Here is a 23895-nt window from a genome sequence, read left to right as displayed (position 1 = left end):
GCGCCTTTCTCAATATTGGGTTTATGCCGCTTCGGAGGCCATCATCTGGACGGCCGAATCTATGTCTACCGCAACGATACGCGAAACCCCTTGCTCTTGCATGGTTACGCCGATCAATTGCTTTGCCATCTGCATCGCAATCTTGTTGTGCGAGATGAAGAGGAACTGCGTCTGCTCGCTCATGTTGGCGACCAAGTTCGCATAGCGCTCGGTGTTGGCGTCGTCCAGCGGCGCGTCCACCTCGTCCAGCAGGCAGAATGGCGCGGGGTTCAGCTTGAAGAGCGCGAACACCAGCGCGGTCGCGGTCAGCGCCTTTTCGCCGCCCGACAGCAGATGGATCGTGCTGTTGCGCTTGCCCGGCGGCTGCGCCATCACCTGCACGCCGGCGTCGAGGATTTCCTCGCCGGTCATGCTGAGCTTGGCCTCGCCCCCGCCGAAGAGCTTGGGGAAGAGCTCGCCGAAGTGGCCGTTGACGATGTTGAACGTCTCTTGCAGCAATTCGCGCGTCTCGCGGTCGATCTTGCGGATGGCGTCTTCGAGGGTCTCGATGGCGGTCATCAGGTCCTGGTGCTGCGAATCCAGGAAGCCCTTGCGTTCGCGCGAGGTGTTCAGTTCGTCGAGCGCGGCCAGGTTGACCGAGCCCAGCGCTTCGATCTGGCGCGAGATGCGGCCGACTTCCTGTTGCAGCCAGCTTGCGCGGCGCCATTCGTCGGGCTGGTTGGCCAAAAACTGGGCAAGTTCCTCGCGGTCGACTTCGCGTGCGTTGAGCTGTTCGGTGAACTGCTCTTCGGCCAGGCGCGCGGCCTGCTCCTGCAGTTGCAGTTCCATGATGCGCGCGCGGCGCGGTTCCAGGGTCTGCTCCTGTTGCTGGCGGTCTTCGTCGGCGCCCCGCAGCAAGGCGGCCAGGTTCTCGAGCTCCTGGCGGGCGCGCGACAGCGCTTCCTCGCGCTCTGCGCGCATTTCCAGGGCGTCCTGCAGGCCGGCCTGCGACGCGGACGCGTCCAGCTCGACCAGGTCGCCCATCAGGTGTTCAAGTTCCACCGCGCCGCGCTGGCTCTGGTCGGCGGCCAGTTGCTGGTTGCGTTGCAGGTCGGTGATGCGCACCTGGATGCCGCGCTCGGCAAATTCGGCTTCCTGGGCGGCGCGCTCCAGTTCGCGCAGCCGGGTGCGGGCCGCCTCGGCTTGCGCCGCCAGCGTCTCGCCGTCCATTTCGGCATCGGCAAACTTGGACTGGTGCTCGGCCAGTTCTTCGTCCAACGTTTCGAAGCGGGCCTCGGCCTCTTCGCGGGTGGCGCGCAGGTCTTCCTCGTGCGCCTTGATTTCTTCAAGGTCCTGGCGCAGGCGCGAGGCGCGCTCGCCGGACTGTTCGGCCTGCTGCTGCAGCCGGGAGTGTTCCAACTGGATGTCGTGCACCCGGCGCGTGACCTCGGCCACGCGGGTGCGCGCCGGGGAGATGGCCTGGGACACCTGCTGCCATGCGGCTTCCGCGCGGGCCACGGCGGCGCGCGCCTGGTCGGCGATCAGTTGCTGGGCCTTGATCTCGCGCTGCAGGTTCTCGATTTCCTGCTGGCGGGCCAGCAGGCCGGCCTGTTCGGAATCGGGCGCGTAGAAACGCACGCTGTGCGCGTCGATCAGATGGCCGGCCTTGACCACGCAGGCGGCGCCGGCGGGCAGGGTCGCCCGCAGGGCCAGGGCCTGGGTCAGGTCATTGGCCGTATAGACGCCGGCCAGCCATTCGTTCAGCAGCGTGCGCAGGTCGGGATCGGTGATGCGCAGCAGGCTGGCCAGCGGCGTGAAGCCGGCCGGCGCCGCGGGTGCGGGCGCCGCGACGGGCAACTGATAGAACGCCAGCCGGGCGGGCGGCGCGTCTTCGGCAAAGGCGCGCGCCCAATCCAGGTTGCGCACCTCCATCGAGGCCATGCGTTCGCGCAGCGCCGATTCCAGGGCGGTTTCCCAGCCCGGCTCGACGTGCAGCTTTTGCCACAGGCGCGACAGTCCGGCCAGTTCGTGCTTGGCCAGCCACGGTTCCAGCGCGCCCTGCTTCTGCACGTCCTCCTGCAGCTTCACGAGCGCGGACAAACGGGCTTCCAGGCGGGCCAGGTTCTGGGCTTCGGTCTGGGCGCCGCCCTGGGCACGGCTGCGCTCGGCGTCGGCCTCGGGTACACGGCCTTCCAGCGTGGCCAGTTCTTCCTGGGCGGCCTCGAGCTGGTCTTCGCCGGCGGCGCGGTCGCCAGCCAGCTGTTCCAGGCGCTCGGGGTCGGGGCTGTGCAGTTCGCGCAGTTCCTGTTGCAGGCGTTCGCGGCGCTGCTCCAGCGTCTGCATCTGGCGGTCGGCATCGCGCTGGGTCTGTGCGACCAGCGCCAGGTTCTGCTCGACGCGGGCCAGGGCCGCGCGCATCTCGTCGCGGCCGGCGGCGGCTTCGCGCACGCGCTGCTCGACCGAGGGCAGGCCGGCCTGCGCGTCTTCAGCGGTGGCGCGCGCCTCTTCGGTGCGGGCCGCGGCGGCGGCCAGGTCGTCTTCAGCCTGGGCGATCTGTTCCGTGCAGTGCTCGCGCTGGCTGGTCCATTCCGCGATCTGCTGCTGGAGTTGATCGCGGCGCGCCTGCAAGCGGTTGCGGGAGTCGACCACGTGCCGGATTTCGGCTTCCAGGCGGCTGACCTGGGCATTGGCCTCGTACAGGGCGCCCTGGGCGGTATGGACCGCGTCGCTGGCGGCGTAATGGGCCTGGCGCCGGGATTCCAGCGCGGCCTCGCCGGCACGCAGCCCGGCGATGGCGGCTTCCAGTTCGTTCTGGGCCTGCGCCATCTCCTGGGCCTTCTTGGCGCGCTCTTCGCGCGCCCCGGTTTCCTTCAGGAACCACAGCGAATGCTGCTTCTTCTCGCCGTCGGCCTGGAGCTCGCGGTAACGCGTGGCCACTTCGGCCTGGGCTTCCAGTTTTTCGAGCTGGCTGTTCAGTTCGCGCAGGATGTCTTCGACGCGGGTCAGGTTCTCGCGCGTGTCGGACAGGCGGTTTTCGGTCTCGCGGCGGCGTTCCTTGTAGCGCGACACGCCGGCTGCTTCTTCCAGGAAGACGCGCAGTTCTTCGGGACGGGCTTCGATCAGGCGGTTGATCATGCCCTGCCCGATGATGGCGTAGCCGCGGGCGCCCAGGCCGGTGCCCAGGAAGATGTCGTGGATGTCGCGACGCCGGACCTGCTGGTTGTTGACGAAATAGCTGCTGGTGCCGTCGCGGGTCAGGACCCGGCGCACCGCGATTTCGGCGTAGGTGCTCCATTGTCCCGCAGCGCGCCCCTCGCTGTTGTCGAACACCATTTCGACCGAGGCCCGGGCGGCCGGCTTGCGGTTGCCCGACCCGTTGAAAATGACGTCCTGCATGGACTCGCCACGCAGTTCCGACGCCTTGGCCTCGCCCAGCACCCAGCGCACGGCGTCAATGATGTTCGATTTGCCGCAACCATTGGGCCCCACCACGCCGACCAGCTGGCTGGGCACGGGGATGACGGTGGGATCGACGAAGGACTTGAAGCCGGCGAGTTTGAGCTGAGTAAGGCGCACAGTACGATGACGACGGGGTGGGTTGAACGAAAGGCGTTAACGGACCTGCCGCACAGATTGCAAACCGGCCCAAGAAGGGCCGGCTCTCATATGGGTCGTATGATACCGCAGGCAGTCTGAACCCAGACGTTGGGGCCGGGCAACCCGCGGGCAAACGCGCAATGGCTGGCCGCAAGGCTCCGGCTATACTCCCTGACACTTTTTGGCACGACACATAATTTTCACGCGGACTGGCCGGGCTCTGGCCGAAGAACGGGGACATTCTTGAAACGTGGTTTCTATCTGGTCATGGCGGCGCAGGCCTTCTCGTCATTGGCGGACAATGCGCTGTTCATCGCAGCGATCGCCTTGATACAGGAGTTGCACGGCCCTGACTGGCTGGCGCCCATGATGAAATGGTCGTTCGCGCTGGCCTATGTCGTGCTGGCCGCCTTCGTCGGCGCCATCGCGGACTCCTACCCCAAGGGCCGCGTGATGTTCTCCACCAATGCCCTGAAGGTCGCGGGCTGTCTGCTGATGTTTTCGTACGCCAGCATAGGCGTCGCCCCCGAATACCAGACCTGGCTGGTCTGCGCCGCCTACGGCGTGGTGGGCATCGGCGCCGCCGCCTACTCGCCCGCCAAGTACGGCATCGTGACGGAAATGCTGCCGCCGACCATGCTGGTCAAGGGCAATAGCTGGATCGAGGGCCTGACGGTCTTCTCCATCATCCTCGGCACGGTCCTGGGCGGCCTCCTGATCTCCTCGTCGGTATCCACCGCCCTGCTCAGCCACTCCTTCATTGGCAGCCTGGTCCACACGCCGGCCGAAGCGGCCATCCTTGTCATCGCCTTCGTGTACCTGCTGGCGGCGCTGTGCAACCTGATGATTCCCCGCACGCACGTGCGCTATCCGCCCCAGCAGAAGAACCCGGTGCGCCTGATCCGCACCTTCTGGGGTTACGTCTGCGTGCTGTGGAAGGACAAGCTGGGCCAGATTTCCCTGGCGGTCACCACGCTGTTCTGGGGCGCCGGCGCCACGCTGCAGCTCATCGTCATCGAATGGGGCCGCAGCCATCTGGGCTACCAGCTCGACAAGGCCTCGATGCTGATGGGCGTGGCAGCGCTGGGCACGGTGGTCGGGTCGATCCTGGCCGGGCGCATTCCGCTGCGCCGCGCGCTCGCCGTGCTGCCGGTCGGCGCCATGATGGGTCTCGTCGTGCTGCTGATGCCGCTGGTCTACCAGCCCTGGAGCGTCTATCTCCTCTTGCTGCTGACGGGCGGCCTGGCCGGTTTCTTCGTAGTGCCCATGAACGCCCTGCTCCAGCACCGCGGCCACGTGCTGCTGTCGGCGGGCCATTCGATCGCCGTTCAGAACTTCAACGAACAACTCAACATCCTGCTCATGGTGGCGATGTACACGCTGCTGCTGTGGCTGCAACTGCCGATCAACGTGATCATCGTCATCTTCGGCACCGTGGTGGCCGTGCTGATGGTGGTGTTCATGCGCTGGAGCAAGCGCAACATGCAGGCCAACCCCGACCTGCATGACCAGATCGGCCAGGAAGGCCATGGCCGCGCGTTGGATTCGACGCACTGAGGCAAACGCGCCAAGTGCTTGATGCAGCAACAAAAAACCGGGCAGACGCCCGGTTTTTTATTGCCCGCTGCCCGCTACAGTTCGCGGGCGGCCAGCTTCAGATCCTGCCAGGCGCGCGCCTTCTCGGACGGGCTGCGCAGCAGATAGGCGGGGTGGTAACTCACGACCACCGGAATCTGCACGCCTTCGTCCGTCTTCAGGTGATGGACGCGGCCGCGCAGGTTGCCGATGGTGGCGTCGGTGCCCAGCAGCGTCTGCGCCGCGAACCGGCCCAGCACCAGGATGCGCTCGGGTTTCAGCAACGCAATCTGCCGCATCAGGTACGGGCTGCAGGCCGCGATTTCCTCGGGCTTGGGATTGCGGTTGCCCGGGGGACGGCACTTAATCACGTTGGTGATGAAAACGTCCCGCTCGCGGCTCATGCCCACCGCCGCCAGCATGGCGTCCAACAATTGGCCGGACCGGCCCACGAAGGGCTGGCCTTGGCGGTCTTCCTGTTCGCCGGGGGCCTCGCCCACCACCAGCCAGCGGGTGGGCTGGGCGCCCTGCCCGACGACCGCATGGCGGCGTCCCTTGCACAGGCCGCACGCCGCGCACGCCACGACCTGCGCCGCCAGCTGCTCCAGATTGGCATCCTTGACGGCCTCGGCCACGGGAATCGGCGGCGGCGCCGCTTCCTGGACCTCGACCTTCGGCGCGGGACGCGGCGGGGGGCCGGTGCGGTTCAGGATCGAAGCGGGAATGGCTGATGCGCGTCCCGTTGCCGGCTCTGCCGGCTTGGCGGGCGCAACGGCGGGTGTGCTGACAGGTGTATCGGCGGGTGCAGCGGCCGGGGAGGCTTCGGCCGCCGGCACAATCGCCGGGCCGGGACGCCGCACTTCCACGGGAGCCGCGGCGACGACAGGGGAATGCGCCGCAGCGTTCGGCACGCCATCGGACACGGCGGCTGGCGCCACCGCGGCCGTTTTGGCGTTCGGCGCGGCGGCCAGCGCCGCGGCCGGCGTGCGCAGCCACAGCCGCTCCATGCCAAGCTCGCGCAGCCAGATACGCTGCAACGGGTTGATGCGGGGCGGCGCCTGGCGCGGCGCGGCATCCATCGGGCTCATGCCGGTGCTCCGTGGGGTTCGCCGAAGCGCTTCTGCATGACGATGGCGTCCTCGCGGCCGCCCTTCTGGGCAGGGTAATAGGCACGGCGGATGCCGATCTGCAGGTAGCCGTGTCCCTTGTAGAAACTGATGGCGGACATGTTGGACGGCCGCACTTCCAGCAGCAGGCCTTCGAGCCCGCGTTCGCGCGCCTGCTGCTCGCACCAGTCGAGCATCACGCCGCCCAACCCCTGGCGATGCAGGTCCTGGGCCACCGCAATCACCAGCAGATGCGCCACGTCCGGCGCAAACATCAGGATGCAAAAGCCCGCCAGCTTGCCCTCGCGCCGCAAGGTCCAGGCGCCATAGCCCGACGCCAGCGCGTCCGTGAAGTTTCCGCGGGTCCATGGGAAGGCCTGCACTTGGGCCTCCAGGGCCACGACGTCGTCCAGATCGGCATCCGTCATGGGCTGCGGGACCGGCGCGGCAAGCGAGGGCTGCGCCTTGGGATTGCCGCCCTCGCCACGCAGGCGCTCGGCGGTGGTGAACGCCACCTTGTCGCGCACATAAAGCGGCGCGGCCAGCTCCGGCGCGAGCGTTTCGCCCCGCAACCAACCCTGGCGGGCAAGCCGCGCCACGCTGGCGGCCTGCGGCCGCTGGGCATCGACGGCCCGGCGCCATTCGGCGGGCACGGCCATGTCGGTGGCATAGGCCTCCCAGGCATCCCCGGCCAGCAGCGGCGTCAGAGGCTGGCCAGTCCGGGCCGACCAGTTCGGCAGATGGTGCGCCGTCCAGGGCACGACCTCGGCGGCGGCAATCAGCATGGGGGCCTGAAGCGTTTCCCAGACAGATTCATCGCCCGCCGCGTCGCGGCGGCGGTAGACTGCCAGATATACCTCGTTCATGCGGGCGTCCAGGGCCACGACGATCGCGTCGCCGGGCGTGCTCTCGACGTCGGCGGCCACGGCCTGGTGCGAAACAATGGGCAACACCGGGATGCCCAGCCCCAGGGCCATGCCCTGGGCGACCCCGCAGGCCACGCGCAGGCCAGTAAAGCCGCCGGGCCCCTGCCCGAACGCCACGGCATGCAAGCCGGACGGCGCGATGCCGGCCTCGGCAAGCAGCGCATCGGCCATAGGCAGTAGGCGCTCGGCGTGTTCCTGTGATCCTTCGTGTTCGCGGACGCTGATCTCCAGACGGCCGTCGACCGCCCGCAAAAGGGCCACGCCACAACGTGACGACGAAGTTTCCAGTGCCAGCAGGTTTAGTTCCATAGATGCAGATTGTACGAAATAAGCCGCTGTTACCCCCGGGTGTAAGGGGGATTTCAACCAGGGTTCGCAATGTGTAATATCTTGTGAACGCCCTCTAGCCCCGGGTTCTTGTCACTGTTACATTTCCGGCCATGAACACGCAAAACACCACCCCCACCCGAAAAATCCTCGTCGTTGACGACGATCCGCGCTTGCGCGATCTGTTGCGCCGGTACTTGTCCGAACAGGGATTCAACGTTTTCGTCGCCGAAGACGCCAAAGAGATGGGCAAACTCTGGCAACGAGAGCATTTTGACCTGCTCGTGCTGGACCTGATGCTGCCCGGCGAGGATGGTCTGTCCATCTGCCGCCGGCTGCGCGGTGGCCACGACAACACCCCCATCATCATGCTCACGGCCAAGGCGGAAGAAATCGACCGCATCGTCGGCCTTGAGATGGGCGCGGACGACTACCTGTCCAAGCCGTTCAATCCTCGCGAACTGCTGGCGCGCATCAATGCGATTCTGCGCCGCCGCGGCACCGAGGAACACCCCGGCGCCCCCAGCCAGGAAAACGAATCCATCGCCTTCGGCCCCTACGTGCTGAATCTGTCCACCCGCACGCTCACGCGCAACGGCGAACAGGTGCCCATCACTACGGGTGAATTCTCGGTGCTCAAGGTCTTTGCGCGCCATCCGAAGATTCCCCTGTCGCGCGACAAGCTCATGGAACTGGCCCGCGGCCGCGAATACGAAGCCTTCGATCGCAGCCTCGACGTCCAGATCTCGCGTCTGCGCAAACTGATCGAGCCGAACCCGTCCAAGCCCGTATTCATCCAGACCGTTTGGGGTCTAGGATACGTGTTCGTGCCGGACGGTGGTAGCTGATCGGCTGGCCCGCCCGGTGCAGGAGCGCAGCGTCGTGCCGCGCTTGCGCAGAACATTCAGGAACCTGACATCCCGTTTGCGGCTCGGCTTGTTCGGCCGCACGTTCCTTTTGCTCGCCGCGCTGATGCTGGTCAGCCTGGGCGCGTGGCTTCAAGTATTTTTCAGCATGGAGCTGGGACCGCGCGCCAATCAAATGGCGCAGCGGGTGATCACGGCCGTCAATATCACGCGCACCGCGCTGATCTATTCGCATAACGGCGAGCGCAGCAAGCTCCTTCTCGACCTGGCCACCAACGAAGGTATCCAGGTCTATCCGCGCGAAGTCACCGACTTCGCCGAAGCCCTTCCCGACGACGACTACTGGCAGCGTGTGGCGCAGCACATCCGCACGCGCTTCGGCCCGGAAACGCAGATCGCCTGGGGCGTGAACCAGGTGCCCGGCTTCTGGGTCAGCTTCCAGATCGAAAAAGACCTGTACTGGCTGGTGTTCGAGCGTGAACAGATAGGCCTCACAGGCGGGATCGAGTGGCTGGGCTGGGGCGCCACGGCGCTACTGCTGTCTCTGGTGGGCGCCGCGGTCAGCGTGGGCTTCGTGAACCGGCCGCTATCCAGGTTGGCGCGAGCCGCCCAGGTGCTGTCGCGCGGCGAAACGCCCGCGGCCCTGCCCGAACAGGGCCCGCTGGAAATCCGCGACCTGAATGCGTCGTTCAACCGCATGGCCAAGGACTTGCGCCAGGCCGAGGCCGACCGCGAGCTCATGCTGGCGGGCATCTCACACGACCTGCGCACGCCTCTTGCGCGCATGCGGCTCGAAATCGAGCTCAGCGGCGTGTCCGAAGACGCGCGGCAGGCCATCGACGAAGACCTGGGCCAGATCGACCACAGCATCGGGCAGCTCATGGAGTACGCCCGTCCCGCGGGCACCCTGCCGCAGTTGGCCACCGACATTTCCGCCGTGCTGGCCGAACTGTACGAACGCGAACGCAGCCACACCGCCTCGCTGGGCGGCGAGTTGGACGCCTCGCTGGAACCCGGCCTGCGCGCCCGCATCACCGCCCTGGACCTGAAGCGCATCGTCAGCAACCTGATCGAGAACGCGCGCCGCTACGGCCGCTCGCCCGACGACGGCATGGCGCACCTGAACATGACATTGCAGGCCGAAGGCAGCATGATCGTCATCGAGGTGTCCGATCGCGGCCCCGGCATCGCGCCCGAGGACGTGGACCGCCTGCTTCGCCCGTTCTCCCGCGGCGAGGCCGCGCGCACCGGCGTCAGTGGCGCGGGACTGGGTCTGGCCATCGTCGAACGCCTGCTTAAGCACGTCGGGGGGTCGCTTCGAATGCTGCCCCGGGAGGGCGGCGGACTGACCGCGCGGATAGAGCTGCCCAAAGCCAAGTTTAGGAATTATCAATTAGACAACGATAATCCATAGCGTAGAATTTATGGTTTTGGGGCGATGCCTCATCTCCACCCAACAACTACGGGAGTAAACATGAAAACTGTTGGCGACAAACTCGAACCCTTCAAGGTCACCGGCGTCAAGCCCGGCTTCAACCAGCACGAAGAAAACGGCGTGTCCGCGTTCGAAGACATCACCGAAAGCTCGTTCCCCGGCAAGTGGAAGGTGATCTACTTCTACCCGAAAGACTTCACGTTTGTTTGCCCGACCGAAATCGTCGGCTTCAACAAGCTGGCCAAGGATTTCGAAGACCGCGACGCCGTCCTGCTGGGCGGTTCGACCGACAACGAATTCGTCAAGCTGGCCTGGCGCCGTGAGCACCCGGACCTGAACAAGCTGGGTCACTACCAATTCGGCGACACCACCGGCGCCCTGATCGACCAGTTGGGCGTGCGTGAAAAGGGTGCTGGCGTTGCCCTGCGCGCCACCTTCATCGTTGACCCGGACAACACGATTCAGCACGTTTCGGTGAACAACCTGAACGTGGGCCGTAACCCCGAAGAAGTTCTGCGTCTGCTCGACGGTCTGCAAACCGACGAACTGTGCCCGTGCAACCGTACGGTTGGCGGCGCCACGCTGTAATTTCCAGCCCGGTCCGGACCCTGCCCTGCAGGGGCCCGCGCCGGGCTTTAACTGCGCTAGATTATAGGTAAAAACTATGGAATTTCTTACGACCATTAAGGAACAGCTCCCGGATTGGGCCAAGGACATCCGCCTGAATCTGGACGCCGTGATCGCCCGCTCGACGCTGGCTCCCGAAGACGCCGTCGGCGCCGCCCTGTCCGCCGCCTATGCCGCGCGCAGCCCGGTGCTGGTTGAAGCCTTCAAGAGCGGCCTGTCGGAAGGCGACGCGAACGCCGCGCTGACCGCCTCCGCCCTCATGGGCATGAACAACACCTGGTATCCCTACGTGGAGATGACCGGCGACGCCCAGTTGAAGAGCCTGCCGGCCCAGTTGCGCATGAATGCCTACGCCACCCACGGCGGCGTGGACAAGAAGCGCTTCGAGCTGTTCGCGCTGGTGGCGTCCATCATCGGCAAGTGCCACTTCTGCGTGGCCTCGCACTACGAGAACCTGAAGAACGACGGCCTGTCGACCGAACAGCTGCGCGATGCCGGCCGTATCGCCGCCGTCGTCAACGCCGCCGCGCTGGCGCTGGCCGCCCAGGGCAAGTAAGCAGCCCTCGCCGCCCGTAAAAACCCCCGCCTCCATCACGCAGGGGGGCTTTTTCTTTTGCCGGTGGCGCGGCGCCATTGCGAGCAAGTAGAACGCCGGGCTATTTTCCGGCGGCGGGTTTCACCGGCGCGGTAGGCAGGCCGTTGGCGGTCCAGGCCTCCATGCCGCCGCGATACCAATAGGCGCGCCAGCCGAGCGACCCCGCGCGCAACGCGCCGTTGTAGGCCGAGCGGTCATTCATGCCCGCGCCCATGAACACGATGGGCGCGTTGCGCTGCCCGCCGGTCTTCTTCTTCAGCCAGTCGTCCAGCGCGCCTTGCAGGTGGTCCGCGACGCTGCCGTCCGACCCGGCATCGGGCAGCGGGTAGGCGATAGGCAGCGTATCCCGCCCCGCGCTGGTGTCGATGATCAGGATGTTCTTCTCGTTATTGATCAGCTTGACCAGGTCGCCCGTCGTGATGACGTCGGCGCGCGTGTGCTTGACGGGCGTCGGGCCCCGGTAAGGCGACGAGAACAGCAGGCTGGTCGGCGGCACGCCGAAGTCCTTCAGTTCGTCGAAGGCGCCGGCGGGCAACGCGGGCATGCCCTGCCCCGCCGAGGGGGCTTGCCGCGGCGCTGTCTGCGCACCGCCCCCCTTGTTGGCAACGACCTCGCCACCGACCGTGCCCATTTCGATGTCGGAGATCATCACCGCGATGTTCTCGATCAGCTCGTAGCACATCGTGATCGACCCCTCACGCGGGTTGTACCAGGCGTTCAACTGGCCGCAATCCTTGAACGTCACATTGATCGGCCGCGGCAGGACGTAGGTCTTGCCCAGGTCCTTGACGCTGTTTGTGACGGCGTTGGAAAGGGCCGTCGCGAACAGGTTGCCGATCTTGCGCTTGGAGGGTTCGAGCACCACGTTGACCGGCGCGCCGGGCGCGTTGGCCGGTTGCTGGCCGTCTGGCGTCCAGGTGCCCACGCGGGTGTGGGGTGCCAACAGGTGGCGCCAGGCACGGTTCTGCTTGTTGAATTCGTCGGTGCAACGTGACTTGGTCCGGTCCTCGAACCCGACGTGCTTGACCACGGTTTCGAAGACGGCCGGATTACCGCCATACATGATGCAGAGCATGTTGCGGAAGCGCTTCAAGTCGCCTGTGTGCTCGTCCTGCCAGGCCGAATTTGTCGACGCCCCCCTTTTCTCCGCCAGCATGCCGCTGTAATACCACTGCAGGGCCGCATACGTGGCGGCCTCGCGGGCCATGACGTTGACGTCCTCATTGTCGGACGGGTAGATGGTGGGCTCGACGATCCGCAAGGCCGAATACATGTCGACCGCGTCTTCTTCCGCGCCCGTGGACGGCAGTTCCAGCTCGCCGATCAGGGCGTGCCCGAACTCGTGCAGGAAAATACTGCGCATGATGCCGATGTAGACCGCGACGATGCGCAGGGTGTCGCCGCCAAAGCGGGGATACGGACCGGCGCCGGCCAGCGCGGGCGTGTTGTCGGCGGGGGACTGGGCGGGCGGCGACGCGGCCGACGGCACGCGGGGCGCGCCTGCCCCGGCGCTGCCCTGTCCGGCGCTGCCCTGTCCGGTGGCCCCTTGCGCTCCGACCCCGACCGGCTTGCCGGCCACGTCCGAGATGATCATGAAATCGGCGATCCCGAACGTGCCTTCGTCATAGGCCATGATGCCGATTTCGCTGCCCAGTGCGGCCTCATCCTCGATATCGCCAATCTTCTGGCCATTGACCAGGAAGCGCGCGGCGCCCGGCACTTCCACCACGCGGATGCGGTCGGTGCCGTCCAGCTTGGCGACGTTGGGAACCGACGCGATGTCGCGGCGCTTCTGGCCTTCCAGACAGAACAGCAGGATGTTGCGGTCCGCGCGGATCTCCAGCAGGCACAGGCCCTTGCGCGCCGTGTTGTTCAGCGCGATGCCGATCGACGCCTTGGGACTCTTCGAGGTGACCATCACGTTGACATCGGTGATGCGGCCGTTCTCCGGGGCGGGACCCGGGTTGACGTAGAACGTCTGCTCGCCGCCCGGCACGTCGCTGTTGCGCAGCGTGAACCAGCCGTCCTGCTCGCCGACGTGCCAGCCCTGCAAAAGCTGCTGCTTGACCGTGCCGGCCAACGGACCCAGCTGCTTTTCATAGGCCGCGTGGGCGGAGGTAGCAAAAGCGGCCAGCACAAAAAGTAGCCCCGCGCCACGTAGTCGCATCTGAGTGTCCCTGATTAGTCAGATTTCAAGTCGCGCAGCGTAAGTCAGAACAAAGCGATCCGCTTATTTATTTGTTAAAGATGTATTCCAACGTAAAAGCCGCCCGGCCTGGCGGCACGGGCGGCTGTCTATTCGAAGGGAGGGCGTGGCGCGAACGCCACGATGGGCATGGCGCGTCAGCTGTCCGCGCGCGCAAGCAAGGTGACGACCGTGGCCGCGATGCCTTCCTTGCGGCCCAAGTAGCCCAGGCCTTCGTTGGTCTTGGCCTTGATGTTGACCTCGGACTCGGCCAGGCCGGTATCTGCGGCGATGTTCTTCACCATGGCAGGGGCGTGCGGGCCGATCTTGGGCGCCTGGGCATGCAGCGTGGCGTCGATATTGACCGGCTTCCAGCCCGCCTTGCTCACGCGCGCCATGGCCTCGCGCAGCAGCACACGGCTGTCGGCGCCTTTGAACGCCGGATCGGTATCCGGAAAGTGCCGGCCAATGTCGCCCAGGCCCGCGGCGCCCAGCAGCGCGTCGGTGATCGCGTGCAGCAGCACGTCGGCATCCGAATGGCCCAGCAGGCCATGCGTATGGGGGATCGTGACCCCGCCGATGATCAGCGGCCGGCCTTCGACCAGCGCGTGCACGTCAAAGCCCTGCCCCACGCGAAAAGGAATGCTCATAGCCATTTTTCCATCAGTTCAAAATCGTCCGGCCACGTCACCTTGAAGTTGCGCATCGCGCCCGCGACCAGCAGCGGCGCATAGCCGGCGGCCTCGATGGCCGAGGCCTCGTCGGTGACGGTAACGCCGTTTACCGAGGCCGCGGTCAGCGCATCGCGCAGCACGCCCGCACGGAACATCTGCGGCGTCTGCGCCAGCCACAGGCCGTTGCGATCCAGCGTTCGCTCCACGCGCTCATGGCCGCCCTTGACCGTGTCGGCCACCGGCAGGGCCAGCAGCCCGCCCACCGGGTCGGCCAGGCACGCGTCGATCAGCCGTCCCAACGCCGCGGCGGGCAAACCCGGGCGAGCCGCGTCGTGCACCAGCACCCAGGTATCGTCTTCGACCCCGCTGTCGGCCAGCGCACCCGCGACCGTATCGGCGCGCGTCGCGCCACCGCAGGCACGCCAGACGGTGCGCGGCAAGCCGGCAAGCGCGGCGTCGACCCAGCCGTCGCCCGGCGTGACCGCCACGCGCACCTGCGACACGCGTGCGTCGGCCAGCAACGCGCATACCGCGTGGCGCAGCATGGGCTGTCCGGCCAATGGACGGTATTGCTTCGGAACGGCTTCGTGCCCGGGCCGGCTGGCGCGGGCGCCGACGCCGGCGGCGGGCACGATTGCGATGATTGAGTCAGACATGGTGCGGAGATTTTATAATCGTTCGCTTGATGTCCGCTTCCAGCCTGATGCCCGCCCCTTCCTCCTTCGCCACGGCCGCACCGCCCGTCCCCGCCACGGTCCCCACCCTGTCCGCGCTGAAGCCCGGCACGCGCTACGCCCAGCCCCGGCCGCCGGGCTCCGGCGACGCCTGGCTGCTGGCGGATCTGGCGCGCCAAGCCGGCGTGCCGCTGGTCATCCTGACCGCCGAGCCCCTCGAAGCGCAGCGGCTGGCCGAGGAAATCCAGCTGTTTGCGCCCGGCCTGCGCGTGCGGCAACTGCCCGACTGGGAAACGCTGCCCTACGACGCGTTCTCGCCGCACCAGGATCTGATCTCCGAGCGCCTGCACACGCTTCACTCGCTGATGACGAAGACGGTGGACGTGCTGACCGTGCCCATCACCACGGCGCTGTACCGCCTGGCGCCGCCCTCGTTCCTGGCTGCCTACACGTTCTCGTTCAAGCAGAAGGACAGGCTGAACGAAGCGGCGCTGCGCGCGCAGCTGACGCTGGCCAATTACAACCACGTTACGCAGGTGACCTCGCCGGGCGAATTCTGCCTGCGCGGCGGCCTGATCGATCTGTTCCCGATGGGCTCAGTGGTGCCGTACCGGTTGGACCTGTTCGACGACGAGATCGAGACGATCCGCAGTTTCGACGTCGACACCCAGCGCAGCCTTTACCCCGTGCGCGAGGTGCAGCTGCTGCCGGGCCGCGAGTTCCCGATGGACGAAGACTCGCGCAACCGGTTCCGGGCGCGCTTTCGCGAGATCTTCGAAGGCGATCCTTCCCGCGCCCTGCCCTATAAAGACATCGGCAACGGCATCCCGTTTGCCGGCGTCGAGTACTACCTGCCGCTGTTCTTCGAAGAAACCGCCACGCTGTTCGATTACGTGACCGAAGGCACGGTCATGGTCACGGTGGGCGACATCGACGACGCGATCCAGCGCTTCAACCAGGACACGACCAGCCGCTACGGCTTCCTGAAAAGCGACCGCGAACGCCCCGTGCTGCCGCCGTCCGCCCTGTTCCTGGACAATGAATCGCTGTATGGCCGGCTGAAGGCGTTCCGCCGCCTGTCGCTGACCACGGGCCAGCCGCACCCGGACTTCCGGGCCGCGCCCGATGTCAGCGTGGCGCGCCGCGCCGAAGACCCCATCGCCAAGCTGCGCACGCTGGTGCAGAAGCGGCACACCCGCGTGCTGCTGTGCGCCGATTCGGCCGGCCGGCGCGAAACCCTGGTGCAAATGCTGAACGAGTTCGGCGTCACGCCCGATGCGCAGCCCGATACCATCGAGGCCTTTCTGGCCTCGGACGCGCATTTCGGCATCGTCGCCTCGCCGGTGGGCATCGGGTTTGAACTGCCCGAAGCAAACCTCGCCTTCCTGACCGAGAACGACCTCTACCCCGGATTGGCAACCACCGGCCGCCGCGGCAAGCGCGACCAGGAACGCGCGAGCAACGTCGAAGCCATGGTGCGCGACCTGTCCGAGCTGCGCGAGGGCGACCCCGTCGTCCACGCCCAGCACGGCATCGGGCGCTACCACGGCCTGGTCAACATGGACATGGGCGAAGGCGAGATGGAATTCCTCCATCTTGAGTACGCCAACGGCAGCACGCTGTACGTGCCCGTGTCGCAACTGCACGTGATCGCGCGCTACAGCGGCGCCGACCCCGAGGCCGCGCCGTTGCACCAACTGGGCTCGGGCCAATGGGACAAGGCCCGCCGCAAGGCCGCCAAGCAGGTCCGCGACACCGCCGCCGAATTGCTGGCGCTGTACGCGCAGCGCGCCGCGCGCGAAGGTTTTGCGTTCAACCTGCCGCTGAACGACTACGAGGCGTTTGCCGAGGGCTTTGGCTTCGAAGAGACGGCCGACCAGGCCGCCGCCATCCAGGCCGTGATCAGCGACATGACCTCCGGCCGGCCGATGGACCGCCTGGTGTGCGGCGACGTCGGTTTCGGCAAGACCGAAGTCGCCCTGCGCGCCGCCTTCCTGGCCGTCGCCAACGGCAAGCAGGTGGCGCTGTTGTGCCCCACCACCCTGCTCGCCGAGCAGCATGCGCAGACCTTCTCCGACCGCTTTGCCGACTGGCCCGTGCGCGTCGTGGAACTCTCTCGCTTCCGCTCGGCCAAGGAAGTCTCCAGCGCCATTGAAGGCATCAACGATGGCCGCGTCGACATCGTCATCGGCACGCACAAGATCCTGTCGAAGGACGTGAAGTTCAAGCGCCTGGGCCTGGTCATCATCGACGAGGAACACCGTTTCGGCGTGCGCCAGAAGGAAGCGCTCAAGTCGCTGCGTGCCGAGGTCGACGTGCTGACGCTGACCGCCACGCCGATCCCGCGCACGCTCGGCATGTCGCTGGAGGGCATCCGCGACTTTTCCGTCATTGCGACGGCGCCGCAAAAACGCCTGGCCATCAAGACCTTCGTGCGGCGCGAGGACGGCAGCACGCTGCGCGAAGCCCTGCTGCGCGAGCTCAAGCGTGGCGGCCAGTGCTACTTCCTGCACAACGAAGTCGAAACCATCCACAACCGGCGCGCGCGCCTCGAAGAACTGGTGCCCGAGGCCCGGATCGCCGTTGCGCACGGCCAGATGCCCGAGCGCGAGCTCGAACAGGTGATGAAGGGCTTCTATCAGCAGCGCTACAACGTGCTGCTGTGCACCACCATCATCGAAACCGGCATCGACGTGCCCAGCGCCAACACCATCGTGATCCACCGCGCGGACCGCTTCGGACTCGCGCAGCTTCACCAACTGCGCGGCCGCGTCGGGCGCTCTCACCATCAGGCCTATGCTTACCTGCTGACGCCGGGCGAGGACGCGATCACCAGCAACGCCAAGAAGCGGCTGGAAGCCATTCAGGCCATGGAAGAGCTGGGCTCCGGCTTCTACCTGGCCATGCACGACCTCGAAATCCGCGGCACCGGCGAAGTCCTGGGCGATTCGCAGTCGGGCAACATCCAGGAAGTCGGCTTCTCGATGTACAACGAGATGCTCAACGAGGCCGTGCGCGCCCTGCGCGCGGGCGAAGAGCCCGACCTGGACGCGCCCTTCAACCTCGCGTGCGAAGTCAACCTGCACGCCCCGGCGCTGCTGCCGTCGGACTATTGCGCCGATGTGCACGCGCGGCTGGCCATCTACAAGCGGCTGGCGCACGCGGCCGACGAAGACGACCTGATCCGCATCCAGGAAGAGCTGATCGACCGCTTCGGCAAGCTGCCTGAAGCGGCGCAGACGCTGCTGGCCACGCACCGCCTGCGCCTGGCGGCCCAGCCGCTGGGCATCGTCAAGATCGATGCCAGCGAAACCCAGGCGCTGATCCAGTTTGGTCCCAAGACCTCGGTCGATCCGGCCCGCATCATCGAGCTCGTGCAGCGGCAGCGCCACATCAAGCTGGCTGGGCAGGACAAGTTGCGCGTTGAAATCAAGGCGCCACAAGTTCCGGCCCGCGCCGACGCCGTGCGCGCCGTCCTGCGCGCCCTCAAGTAATTCCCGACACCTTTATCCATCCGCCATGACTACCCACAATCTCGTCGTCCAATCCCCCGGCCTCGCCATCGAACATGCCGAGCAGCTCGCCGCCCTGGCCCAGGCCCAGGGCGTGGCGCGCATCAGCAACACCGCGGCCCGCCTGCTCGACGTGCAGCATGACGACGAGACGCGCGCCGTGGTGTGCGCCTGGGCCGACGCGCGCGGCGTCGACGCCGCCTTCGTGCCCGCCGGCCTGAAGCTGGCCAACTGCAAGATCCTGGCCATGGACATGGACTCGACCCTGATCAACATCGAGTGCATCGACGAGATCGCGGGCGTGGTCGGCGTGAAGGACAAGGTGTCGGAAATCACCGAAGCCGCCATGCGCGGCGAGATCAAGGATTTCGCGGAAAGCCTGCGCCGCCGGGTGGCGCTGCTCAAGGGCGCGCCGGCGGGTGCGCTGGACCAGGTCTACGAGGAAAAGCTGCGTCTGAATCCCGGCGCCGAGCGCCTGATCACCACGGCCCAGGCCGCCGGCATCAAGGTGCTGCTGGTGTCGGGCGGCTTCACGTTCTTCACCGAACGCCTGCGCGCCCGCCTGAACCTGGACAGCGCCCACGCCAACACCCTTGAAATCGAAAACGGCGTGCTCACCGGCCGCGTGCTGGGCGACATCCTGGACGCCGACGCCAAGGCCACGCACCTGCGGGAATTCGCACGCACGCACGGCGCCTCGACAGACCAGATCATCGCCATGGGCGACGGCGCCAACGACCTGAAGATGCTGGCCAACGCCGGCTTCCCGGTGGCTTACCACGCCAAGCCGCTGGTGCGTCAGCAGACGCGCTACGCGCTGAATGTCTCGGGGCTGGACGGCGTGCTGAACTGGTTCGAAAGCTGATCCCGCGACAAGGTGTCTGACACCCTAGGGAGATAACCGTCAGCTTGCAGCAATGTCTCAACGGGTGTCAGACACCGTGCAGCAGCGGACGCCCACCTTCGACAAGGTGTCTGACACCCTCGGGAGATGACCGTCACCTTGCAGCAATGTCTCAACGGGTGTCAGACACCGTGCAGCAGCGGACGCCCACCCCTTTCGACAAGGTGTCTGACACCTTAGGGAGATGACCATCAGCTTGCAGCAATGCCTCAACGGGTGTCAGACACCGTGCAGCAGCGGCCGCCCACCCCTTTCGACAAGGTGTCTGACACCCTAGGGAGATGACCATCAGCTTGCAGCAATGCCTCAACGGGTGTCAGACACCGGGCAGCAGCGGACGCCCACCTTCGACAAGGTGTCTGACACCCTAGGGAGATGACCATCAGCTTGCAGCAATGTCTCAACGGGTGTCAGACACCGTGCAGCAGCGGACGCCAGCCCCCCTTTCAAAAGCAAAAGCCACCTCGACAAACGAGGTGGCTTTTTTCATGCAAGTCGGCGCCGCTGACGCGGCGCCCCTTGATCAGTACCGTACGCGCAGGGACAGCAGCGCCGCCCGGCCCGTGCCCAGCGCCGCGTAGTGCGCGGCATAGGCCTTGGTGTAGTACGTCTCGTCGAAGATGTTCAATACGTTCAACTGCGCCGAGAAGTGCTCGTTGAATTCGTAGCCGGCCATCGCGTCAAAGCGCCAATACGACGGCACCCAGCGTGCCTTGGGCGAGCCGTCGGCGTTTTTCGTGGCGTCCGAATTCCCGTACACCTTGTCGACGTAATACGCGCCGCCGCCGATCGTCAGCTTGGGCAGCACCTTGTAGGTCGTCCACAGGCTGAAGGCATTGCGCGGCGTGTTGGGCAGATCCTGGCCGACGGCGCCGCTGTTGTACGCGCCCTTGGTCATTTCGCTGTCCATGAAGGTGTAGCCGCCGAACACGTTCCACTTCGGCGTGATGGCGCCCGAGAATCCGAGTTCGATGCCGCGCACCTTGGCTTCGCCCACCTGCGCCACCTCGGTTGCCGACACGGCCACGCTGGTGTTCTTTCGGATGTCCTGGAACGCCGCTGCGGACAGCGTCAGCTTGTCGTCAAACACCTGCCACTTCGTGCCCAGTTCCACCGTGCGGCTCTTTTCCGGCTCCAGCGAGGACGTCGACAGCGACGTCGCATCGCTGATCGCGCCGCCGGCAATGGCGGAAGGCGTCGACGAGGTGCCATACGTGGCGTAAATGGTGCCGTTGGGCACCGGCTTGTACGCCAGGCCGACCTGATAGTTGAAGAGGTTGTCCTCGCGGCTCGTGCTGTAGAACGCGGGGGTGCTGGCCGGATCGCTGCGGCCGCGCGCGATGTTGCTGCCGCTGGTGCGGTAGTTGTCCCAGCGCGCGCCCAGGCTGGCCTGCCACTGCTCGTTGAACTTGATGGTGTCAAAGCCGTAGAGCGCCAGCGTGTCCGTGTTGTAGACGGCCGGATTGTCGTTGCGGGTCAGCCTGCCGGTGTAGTCGTCGTGGGGATTCGGATCCCACAACGACGTGCACAGCGCCGGGTTCGACAGGTCGGTGGCGCTCACCTTGCAGTTCATCGGACCACGGGCGATCGTCTGCGTGTAGCTGTCCTTGTCCTGCTTGGTATTGCTGTACTCGAAGCCCAGGTCGAAAAAATGCTTCAGGCTGCCGGTCTCGAATTCGCCGGTCAGGTCGGTCTGGTTGGCGAACGTCTTGGTGACGTGGTAGCCCGACTTGAGCGCGCGGTACACCAGCCCATTCGGGATGTTGCCCTTGCTGTCGTCGGGATTGGTCGCCGCGAAATCGGTTGTGCCGCGGCCATAGCGCGTCACGTTGCGCAGTTGCAGCTTGTCGGAGAAGTCGTGCTGGAAGTCCACCGTGGCGACGTCATCGCGCGTCTTCATGAAGTCGCGGCCAGTCAGGCCGTAGAACGACTTGCGGCTCACCCCCATCGTCTCCGTCACCGGCTGGCCCGACTTCGGGTCATACGGAATGGAGTAGTCGGGCATGCTGTCGTCTTGGTAGTGGTAGTAGCTCAGCGTAATGCGCGTCGGCGTGCCCACGCCCAGCATCAGCGACGGCGCAACGCCCCAGCGCTCGAAGTCCACGGCGTCATCCCGGCCCGGCGTGTCGCCCTTGTTGCCCATCACGTTCAGGCGGAACGCCGCCTTCTCGCCCAGGCGCCAGTTGCTGTCGATGGTGGCGCGGTAGTTGTTGTCCGTCCCGATCTGCGCAGTGGCTTCGGTGAAGTCCGTGGCCTTCGGCGCCTTGCTGACCATGTTGATGCTGCCGCCCGCGCCGCCCCGTCCGGAATACACCGAATCCGGACCCTTGATGATCTCGACCTGCTCCAGGTTGAACGTATCGCGCACCTGGGTGCTGCTGTCGCGAATGCCGTCCAGGAAGATGCTGCCGGCGGAATTCTGGCCGCGGATGATCGGCAGGTCGCCGCCCGGGCGGCCGCCTTCACCGGCGCCGAACGTGATGCCTGGCGAGTTGCGCAGCACGTCCTGCAGCGTGGACGCAGCCTGGTCCTGGATCACCTGCTGCGGTACGACCTGCACCGTGCGCGGGGTGTCCAGCAAGGGCGCCGTCATCTTGGGCGACTGCGCGGTCGAGGTCTGGTACGACGAGCTTTCGCCCTCGATGCGGACGGGCGACAACTGCGTCACGCCGGCGTCGGCGGACTGGGCTGCTGCATAGGGGCTGACGAACAACGCGGGCGCTGCAATGGCGGCGGCCAGCGAGGTGGCGAGCGTATTCAGCGAATACGAATCTTGGGGCTTCAAACCGACTTCTCCAGAATGTAAACAACAACGATTCTTGTTTTTTTGTCGTTTGCGATTCTGAACGGCGGCGCTGAATGAAACCTGAACAAAAGGTCCTTGCAAATCAAAAGGATAAAAAAACAACAGCTTTGATCTTGCGCAAAACACAGGACGGATCAGACGTCAAAAAGGGGCCGGATTGCATGCGATTTTCTTGCCGTGCAAGGCCGATGCCGGTATTGCTGCCGGCATAAAAAAACGCCCCGTTCGGGGGCGTCTTTGGTGCATCGATACGCGGGCGGGCCGCTGCGTCTTCAAGTCCGCAGACGCGGATGCCGCTTGAACAGATACCGGTACACAAACCCAGGATACGCCAGCACCAGAAACAGGCTGAGCGTGATCGCGTAGAACTCCCAAGTCTGGGCAAAGCGGTTGCCCAGCGTGGACTCGAACGCGAAACCCAGCGCGCCGACGATGGCGTAGAACACCAGCACTTCGATCAGGCGCATCCAGAACGGCTTGACCGCCGCCGCCCCGCCCTGTTTCCAGGGCAGCACGGCAAAAACGCGCTCGGACAGGAAAGGAAGATTCGCGCTGACGAGCGCCAGCGCGATCAACAGCCATACCGCCAGTGTCTGGTTCATGGCCGCTATCCGTCCTTAGAGGCTCAGCGACGAGCGGATGGCCTGCACGCACAGCGCCATCAAGCCACCGGGCAACAGACCCAGCACCAGGATCAGCGCGCCGTTGATCGACAGCACGCCGCGTTGACCGGCCGTGGCCACCATCGGGGCAGCGTCGGCCGCCGGCTCGTCGAAGTAGACGACCTTGACCACACGGAGGTAGTAGAACGCGCCGATCAGCGAGAACAGCACCGCCACCACGGCCAGCGTGACGTGACCCGCGGAGATCAGCGCCTGCAGCACGGCCAGCTTGGCGTAGAAGCCCACCAGCGGCGGAATGCCGGCCAGCGAGAACATCAGCAGCAGCACGATGGCGGCATGCCACGGGCTGCGGCGGTTCAGGCCCTTCAGGTCGTCGATGTGTTCGCACTCGAAGCCCTGGCGCGACAGCAGCAGCACGATGCCGAAGCTGGCAAGCGTGGTCAGCACGTAGGTCAGCATGTAGAAGAGCGAGGCGCCGTAGGCGGCCGACGACAGTTCCGGCTTGCCCGCCACCGAACCCGACATCAGCCCCAGGAGCACGAAGCCCATGTGCGAGATGGTCGAGTAAGCCAGCATGCGCTTGAAGTTGGTCTGCGCGATGGCGGTCAGGTTGCCGATGGCCAGCGACAGCACGGCCAGGATCATCAGCATCGGCTGCCAGTCGGCGGCCAGGCCGTGCAGGCCGTCGACCAGCAGGCGCAGCGTGATCGCAAAGGCGGCCAGCTTGGGCGCGCCGCCCAGGATCAGCGTGACGGCGGTCGGCGAGCCTTGGTAGACGTCCGGCACCCACATGTGGAACGGCACGGCGCCCAGCTTGAACGCGAGGCCCGACACCAGGAACACGATGCCGAACACCAGCGCCATCTTCTCGGCCTTGCCGGCGGCGATGACGTTGGACACTTCGGTCAGGTCCAGGTGGCCCGTTGCGCCGTAGATCATGGACATGCCATACAGCAGGAAGCCCGAGGCCAGCGCGCCCAGCACGAAGTACTTCATGGCGGCTTCGGTGGCCACGACGTTGTCACGGCGCAGGGCGATCAGCGCGTACAGCGCCAGCGACATCAGCTCCAGGCCCAGGTAGATCGAGATCAGGTTCCCGGAGGAGATCATGACCATCTGGCCCAGCAGCGCAAACAGCGTCAGCACGTAGAGTTCGCCGCCACGCATCATGTCGCGAACCTGCGCATACACGCGGCCGTAGATCAGCGTCACGCCGACGGCAAGATACGAGGCGATCTTCAGCAGGTGCGACAGCTCGTCCGTGACGTACAGGCCGTTGAACGTCGAGCCAGCCACGCCGTTCTTCCACTGCACGGCCGACACGACGGTCAGCACGCCCAGGGCAAGCATGGTCAGCAGGAACGTCGGCTTACGCTCGGGGTGATTGCTGACCGCGTCGACGAGCAGGATAGCCAGGCCGAAAATCAGCAGAAGGATTTCCGGTGTCGCCAGGGCGAAATCGATTTGGGATTGCATCATTGTCT

16 protein-coding genes are annotated in these 23895 nt (G+C 65.9%); 7 read left to right on the top strand and 9 right to left on the bottom strand.

Annotation, left to right across the window (positions count from 1 at the left end; all coding sequences use genetic code 11):
* Nucleotides 1-21: 21 nt before the first annotated feature.
* Nucleotides 22-3555, bottom strand: coding sequence for a chromosome segregation protein SMC (gene smc / locus AC6LJW_RS16375; RefSeq protein WP_498087765.1), 3534 nt, complete (start codon nucleotides 3553-3555; stop codon nucleotides 22-24).
* Between the two features lie 264 nt (nucleotides 3556-3819).
* Between smc and lplT the strand changes: the two genes are divergently transcribed.
* Entirely contained in the window at nucleotides 3820-5133 is a 1314-nt protein-coding gene (gene lplT / locus AC6LJW_RS16370) for a lysophospholipid transporter LplT (protein ID WP_056568239.1), read from the top strand.
* A gap of 74 nt (nucleotides 5134-5207) precedes the next feature.
* On the opposite strand, the gene AC6LJW_RS16365 is transcribed toward lplT, so the two are convergent.
* Both AC6LJW_RS16365 and tsaB read right to left on the bottom strand, forming a co-directional pair.
* A complete protein-coding gene (locus AC6LJW_RS16365) occupies nucleotides 5208-6239 on the bottom strand; it encodes a uracil-DNA glycosylase (protein ID WP_498087764.1) in 1032 nt (343 codons plus the stop codon).
* Entirely contained in the window at nucleotides 6236-7492 is a 1257-nt protein-coding gene (gene tsaB, locus AC6LJW_RS16360; protein WP_498087763.1) for a tRNA (adenosine(37)-N6)-threonylcarbamoyltransferase complex dimerization subunit type 1 TsaB, read from the bottom strand. Before tsaB ends, AC6LJW_RS16365 begins: the two co-directional genes overlap by 4 nt.
* A 131-nt stretch (nucleotides 7493-7623) precedes the next feature.
* On the opposite strand from tsaB, the gene risA reads away from it, so the two are divergent.
* From risA to AC6LJW_RS16340, 4 genes are all read left to right on the top strand, one after another.
* Nucleotides 7624-8358, top strand: a complete 735-nt coding sequence (gene risA / locus AC6LJW_RS16355) for a response regulator transcription factor RisA (RefSeq protein ID WP_003813882.1) — start codon at nucleotides 7624-7626, stop codon at nucleotides 8356-8358.
* 34 nt (nucleotides 8359-8392) lie between these two features.
* A complete protein-coding gene (gene risS, locus AC6LJW_RS16350) occupies nucleotides 8393-9790 on the top strand; it encodes a sensor histidine kinase RisS (RefSeq protein ID WP_056569466.1) in 1398 nt (465 codons plus the stop codon).
* A 60-nt stretch (nucleotides 9791-9850) separates the two neighbouring features.
* Nucleotides 9851-10399 (top strand): peroxiredoxin, encoded by a 549-nt coding sequence (locus AC6LJW_RS16345; protein WP_006217982.1) that lies wholly within the window; start codon nucleotides 9851-9853, stop codon nucleotides 10397-10399.
* Between the two features lie 76 nt (nucleotides 10400-10475).
* The gene (locus AC6LJW_RS16340; protein WP_013392160.1) at nucleotides 10476-10994 is read left to right on the top strand and encodes a carboxymuconolactone decarboxylase family protein; all 519 of its coding nucleotides are present in this window, start codon (nucleotides 10476-10478) and stop codon (nucleotides 10992-10994) included.
* A 100-nt stretch (nucleotides 10995-11094) separates the two neighbouring features.
* Here AC6LJW_RS16340 and AC6LJW_RS16335 read toward each other — a convergent pair whose 3' ends face one another.
* From AC6LJW_RS16335 to ispD, 3 genes are all read right to left on the bottom strand, one after another.
* Nucleotides 11095-13200 carry a DUF4344 domain-containing metallopeptidase gene (locus tag AC6LJW_RS16335; protein ID WP_498087762.1) on the bottom strand — a complete coding sequence of 702 codons (2106 nt, stop codon included), beginning with the start codon at nucleotides 13198-13200 and terminating at the stop codon, nucleotides 11095-11097.
* Between the two features lie 176 nt (nucleotides 13201-13376).
* Nucleotides 13377-13868 carry a 2-C-methyl-D-erythritol 2,4-cyclodiphosphate synthase gene (gene ispF, locus AC6LJW_RS16330; protein ID WP_498087761.1) on the bottom strand — a complete coding sequence of 164 codons (492 nt, stop codon included), beginning with the start codon at nucleotides 13866-13868 and terminating at the stop codon, nucleotides 13377-13379.
* Nucleotides 13865-14548 (bottom strand): 2-C-methyl-D-erythritol 4-phosphate cytidylyltransferase, encoded by a 684-nt coding sequence (ispD, locus tag AC6LJW_RS16325; RefSeq protein ID WP_056568254.1) that lies wholly within the window; start codon nucleotides 14546-14548, stop codon nucleotides 13865-13867. The genes ispF and ispD overlap by 4 nt, the downstream gene beginning before the upstream one ends.
* 29 nt (nucleotides 14549-14577) lie before the next feature.
* On the opposite strand from ispD, the gene mfd reads away from it, so the two are divergent.
* Both mfd and serB read left to right on the top strand, forming a co-directional pair.
* Nucleotides 14578-18060: a transcription-repair coupling factor gene (gene mfd, locus AC6LJW_RS16320; protein ID WP_427984184.1), complete on the top strand. Its 3483-nt coding sequence runs from the start codon at nucleotides 14578-14580 to the stop codon at nucleotides 18058-18060.
* Nucleotides 18061-18085: 25 nt separating this feature from the next.
* Entirely contained in the window at nucleotides 18086-18943 is an 858-nt protein-coding gene (serB, locus tag AC6LJW_RS16315; RefSeq protein ID WP_056568259.1) for a phosphoserine phosphatase SerB, read from the top strand.
* Between the two features lie 562 nt (nucleotides 18944-19505).
* Here the strand turns inward: serB and AC6LJW_RS16310 are convergent.
* The 3 genes from AC6LJW_RS16310 to nuoN form a co-directional block, all read right to left on the bottom strand.
* Nucleotides 19506-21767: a TonB-dependent receptor gene (locus AC6LJW_RS16310; protein ID WP_498087760.1), complete on the bottom strand. Its 2262-nt coding sequence runs from the start codon at nucleotides 21765-21767 to the stop codon at nucleotides 19506-19508.
* 293 nt (nucleotides 21768-22060) lie between these two features.
* Nucleotides 22061-22390 carry a DUF2818 family protein gene (locus AC6LJW_RS16305; protein WP_056568266.1) on the bottom strand — a complete coding sequence of 110 codons (330 nt, stop codon included), beginning with the start codon at nucleotides 22388-22390 and terminating at the stop codon, nucleotides 22061-22063.
* 15 nt (nucleotides 22391-22405) lie between these two features.
* The gene (gene nuoN, locus AC6LJW_RS16300; RefSeq protein WP_056568268.1) at nucleotides 22406-23890 is read right to left on the bottom strand and encodes an NADH-quinone oxidoreductase subunit NuoN; all 1485 of its coding nucleotides are present in this window, start codon (nucleotides 23888-23890) and stop codon (nucleotides 22406-22408) included.
* Nucleotides 23891-23895 lie beyond the last annotated feature (5 nt).

The sequence above is a fragment of the Achromobacter sp. 1012554356 genome, from assembly GCF_059760815.1.
This window is presented reverse-complemented; position numbering and strand designations above follow the sequence as displayed.

Excerpts from the sequence above, each read along its gene's own strand:
- AC6LJW_RS16305 (WP_056568266.1), bottom strand. The coding sequence starts at position 22,390 with ATGAACCAGACACTGGCGGTATGGCTGTTGATCGCGCTGGCGCTCGTC.
- ispD (WP_056568254.1), bottom strand. The coding sequence starts at position 14,548 with ATGTCTGACTCAATCATCGCAATCGTGCCCGCCGCCGGCGTCGGCGCC.
- mfd (WP_427984184.1), top strand. The coding sequence starts at position 14,578 with ATGTCCGCTTCCAGCCTGATGCCCGCCCCTTCCTCCTTCGCCACGGCC.
- serB (WP_056568259.1), top strand. The coding sequence starts at position 18,086 with ATGACTACCCACAATCTCGTCGTCCAATCCCCCGGCCTCGCCATCGAA.
- AC6LJW_RS16345 (WP_006217982.1), top strand. The coding sequence starts at position 9,851 with ATGAAAACTGTTGGCGACAAACTCGAACCCTTCAAGGTCACCGGCGTC.
- risA (WP_003813882.1), top strand. The coding sequence starts at position 7,624 with ATGAACACGCAAAACACCACCCCCACCCGAAAAATCCTCGTCGTTGAC.
- AC6LJW_RS16365 (WP_498087764.1), bottom strand. The coding sequence starts at position 6,239 with ATGAGCCCGATGGATGCCGCGCCGCGCCAGGCGCCGCCCCGCATCAAC.
- ispF (WP_498087761.1), bottom strand. The coding sequence starts at position 13,868 with ATGAGCATTCCTTTTCGCGTGGGGCAGGGCTTTGACGTGCACGCGCTG.
- AC6LJW_RS16340 (WP_013392160.1), top strand. The coding sequence starts at position 10,476 with ATGGAATTTCTTACGACCATTAAGGAACAGCTCCCGGATTGGGCCAAG.
- AC6LJW_RS16335 (WP_498087762.1), bottom strand. The coding sequence starts at position 13,200 with ATGCGACTACGTGGCGCGGGGCTACTTTTTGTGCTGGCCGCTTTTGCT.
- tsaB (WP_498087763.1), bottom strand. The coding sequence starts at position 7,492 with ATGGAACTAAACCTGCTGGCACTGGAAACTTCGTCGTCACGTTGTGGC.
- nuoN (WP_056568268.1), bottom strand. The coding sequence starts at position 23,890 with ATGATGCAATCCCAAATCGATTTCGCCCTGGCGACACCGGAAATCCTT.